Source organism: Oleiphilus sp. HI0061 (assembly GCF_001635675.1).
The window spans coordinates 1-971 of the sequence record NZ_LWFE01000223.1 but is presented as its reverse complement, the minus strand read 5'-3'; the positions used below and the strand labels follow the sequence as shown (position 1 = coordinate 971).

General features: G+C 45.1%; 1 protein-coding gene. It reads left to right on the top strand.

Features of this window, described 5'->3' with window-relative positions; translation table 11 throughout:
- Window positions 1-21 precede the first annotated feature (21 nt).
- A partial coding sequence (gene dinB / locus A3735_RS02625) for a DNA polymerase IV (RefSeq protein WP_068637547.1) occupies window positions 22-971 on the top strand: 950 nt, incomplete at its 3' end.

The following is a 971-nucleotide window of genomic DNA, read 5'->3' as shown; positions in this document are numbered from 1 at the left end:
ATTTAATTTCGAGGCAACGGTTTGCGCAAGATAATTCATGTAGATATGGATGCTTTCTTTGTATCCGTGGAAATCCGTGACCAACCGGCGTTAACTAATTTACCCGTTGCCGTTGGCGGAAAGCGCCACTCTCGCGGTGTCCTCTCTACCTGTAACTACATAGCACGAGAGTTTGGGCTTAGATCTGCCATGCCGACCTCAGTTGCGCTGCGTTTATGCCCAGATCTTGTATTGCTTCCGGGTAGAATGGATGTATATAGAACCGTTAGTAAACAGATTGGTGAAATATTCGAACGTTATACTGATCTGATCGAACCACTTAGCCTCGATGAAGCTTACCTTGATGTCACCAACTGCTCGTTACATCACGGTTCAGCAACGCTCATCGCTCAGGATATTTGCAAGACGATTCAACGTGAGCTTGGTCTGACAGCATCAGCAGGGGTGGCGCCCATCAAGTACCTCGCTAAAGTTGCCTCCGATATCAATAAACCAAACGGTATTTATGTAATTCCTCCAGAAAACGTGGCCAGTTTTATCGACGATATGCCTTTAGATAAAATCCCTGGCGTTGGCAAAGTCACCTTCGAGAAGCTCAGTGCTAAGCAACTGCGGTTTGGAAAAGATGTAAAGGCTTTTGACCAACAAACACTACTACATAACTTCGGAAGACTAGGCCATTTACTTTGGCAACGTTGCCATGGACAAGACGAGCGCTCAGTAATAACTCACCGAACAAGGAAGTCAGTGGGTGTAGAGCTAACCTTCCCTGAAGACATTGACGACCCGTCTTCACTTGAAGCGATTTTAGTATCAAGGTTGTTGCCCGAGTTAAAACAGCGTGCTGCAAAGCATTTGCCGGGAAGAGGCATTCAGAAGCTAGGCGTTAAAGTAAAGTTCAGTGACTTTCATCAAACAACAAAAGAATATACATTTAGTGACTACAATGAAGCGATGTTTATCTGCCTGTT